The sequence below is a fragment of the Photorhabdus sp. HUG-39 genome (genome assembly GCF_963878365.1).
Taxonomy (GTDB): Bacteria; Pseudomonadota; Gammaproteobacteria; order Enterobacterales; family Enterobacteriaceae; genus Photorhabdus; species Photorhabdus kayaii.
On sequence record NZ_CAWNWY010000085.1, the window covers coordinates 1 to 2,541 of the forward strand.

The following is a 2,541-nucleotide window of genomic DNA, read 5'->3' on the forward strand; positions in this document are numbered from 1 at the left end:
CTGGTCAAACAATGCGATTGCGGGGCACCGAGCCAAAGGAACAAGCTTAAAAAAGCGGGTTGGTGCGATGATTATCGGGCAAGAGTTTTCTTTGGATGAATAGCAGTCAAAGTATGCTCGTGCCCTGCAGTAATTCAGTGCGGATTGAAGCTTAGAGTTTACCAAAGAAATGATTTATTTGATCCCAATCATATTGATGACTTCGGAAGGACGAATATTCAACGAATGAAGAAAGGGATTGCACCTATTGGTAAGGATGGCTTAGAAATAAACCTTCATCATGTCATTCAAAATGAACCTGGCCCAATGACTGAAATTTTAAGTAGTACCCATAGTAAATACGACCGTATGCTTCATATGTATTCAAATCAATGGGATAAAACATGGGTCGGTCCTGATGGCATAAGACGCACATATAATAATGCGCCACCATCAACGAATAGGCGTCCATTTAACCAGTGGAAGAAAACATATTGGAAAAAAAGAGCATTGGACTTTTTAACTCCTTAAGAAGAAGGAAGCTATGAATTATATAGATTTAATTGAAAAGGAAATGATATCAAGCGGGGAAGAAATTCTTTCTAGTGGCGGGGTTGATATAGATACTATCCGTGAACTCGAATCATTGCTTGGTGTTACTTTTCCTGAATCATATAAAATTTTCTTACAAAAATATGGAACACTTTCTTTCGGCGGAGATGATTATTATGGAATAACTAAAAAGGAAATAAATGGAAATCAAGCCCCATGTATTCTGTATGTAACAAAGCAAGCCAGAAATTCCGGTGATATAGATGAAGGGATGATTAAAATGAAATCATCGGGATATGGTCCTTCCTATTCTATTGATACCAGTATTAAAGGAAAAACAGGAGAGGCTGTAGTAGTTGAGACTGAATTATCCTTCAAAAGAGATGGAGCTAAAAACATAATTGCAGATAGTTATGCTGAGTTTCTTTTAGAAGAAATAAGACAAGCTATAGAAGATTTATAAAATCCACTTTATATTAATAATGACAAGCCAGAGAAATCTAGCTTGCCCATTTTAAAATGAAACGTCTCATCCCGCCTTATCAAAATTAGATGAAAAGAATAAAACAGATATTTTTTACTTCTTCAAGGTAGTAATATCTGATACATCATCAACTATATTTTTAATCATTGATAGTTCTCACTTTCCATCCAATATAGATGGTTATTTTACGCTAACATATGAAGACGAATAAATACAAGTAAGTTTACAAGGCTTATTCATAGAGAAAGCTGATCATAAAGGTATTTTTAATTAAAAAAGTAGGACTAAAAGATCCCCGTGATCTTTCCGACTTTGTTATTTTTATACTTAAAATAAATATCTTACAGAGTTGGATTTATATATTAAATATATAAATTAAAATCATAAAAATATAAAATAAATAAGAAGATAAAAAATTAATAATACAAAAAAATATAAAATTCATATAAAATATATACATAAGATATATTTTAAATATTTTATTCTATTTTCTTTCTGAAACAACAAAAAGCCGGAATCGCTTCCGGCTGGCTTCTTTCTTACCGTGGGTGAATACCCATGCCACGCCAATGCCGACGGATTAGTGCAATGGCAAGGCATCAAGGTAATCACGGATATACTGATGCAATAAAAAATACTCTGGATAAAATAAATTTAAATCAATCAACTGATGCCATATCGAAACAAGTAGCTAACATCCAAAATATAACTAAAAAAGATATGGAGAATGGCAATATTATTAAACACAAAGATAGGTATAACACTAACATTCAGGGGGAAGACGTAAATTAAAAAGTCAGACAAAGCATCTTTGATCTCTGGAGTAGAATTTTAGGATAATTTAATCTGGGTGAGATAATAAATTTTTATATGGAACCCGTTGAATTCTTTAAAAGCTCGGATTTTTTATCCGGTTCTATTGAAGAATTTAATGAGTATGAAATTATTGATAATAAAGATAGAGCATTAAAGCTTCTTTTCGATCAAGACGTACCAGGTAACTATATGGTTTAGAGTGATTTTTCTCTGATTTGGCATCCGAGTTTTATCTTCATGAGGATTATAAAAAAGCAGAAAAGGATATCCTTGATAGAATAAAAACATCTACTCAGGATCAAGTTAAAGAAAATATGAGAAAAAGAAAATACTATCTTATAAGAAAGAAACAAGGGTTAGTTGATAACATAGAATACGATAATTCTCTAAATGAAGTAAACGACTAATGTAATAACAGGTTAAATATGATAAGCATTTATCGATATTTATTTTCTTTTAATCAAAACGCTAAATTAGAAGCCATATTCTCTATATTTAAAAAAGAAGTTATGCCGTACGGTATATCAACAATGCCGCCACGCAGGAACAGGACGCCATCTGGCACTGTTTTCAGCAGCACGGACTGGAAGCCGCCCTAAAAGCGGCGGAACAATATCAGCAACACCTGACCGAACCCCGGGATCAGTTCTACGGTCAGTTACTGACGGCACAGTTACTGGAGCAGGCGGGCATGAACGCGCTGGCACAAC

General features: G+C 33.6%; 3 protein-coding genes and 1 pseudogene. All 4 read left to right on the plus strand.

The window, feature by feature from the left end:
- Positions 1 to 144 precede the first annotated feature (144 nt).
- Positions 145 to 510, plus strand: coding sequence for an HNH/ENDO VII family nuclease (locus tag AAC155_RS23980; protein WP_275658247.1), 366 nt, complete (start codon positions 145 to 147; stop codon positions 508 to 510).
- 13 nt (positions 511 to 523) lie between these two features.
- Positions 524 to 994 (plus strand): SMI1/KNR4 family protein, encoded by a 471-nt coding sequence (locus tag AAC155_RS23985; protein WP_113044403.1) that lies wholly within the window; start codon positions 524 to 526, stop codon positions 992 to 994.
- A gap of 579 nt (positions 995 to 1,573) precedes the next feature.
- Positions 1,574 to 1,807: an AHH domain-containing protein gene (locus AAC155_RS23990; RefSeq protein ID WP_113044404.1), complete on the plus strand. Its 234-nt coding sequence runs from the start codon at positions 1,574 to 1,576 to the stop codon at positions 1,805 to 1,807.
- A gap of 562 nt (positions 1,808 to 2,369) precedes the next feature.
- Positions 2,370 to 2,541: pseudogene (locus tag AAC155_RS23995) on the plus strand (type VI secretion system domain-containing protein); the annotation flags it as partial.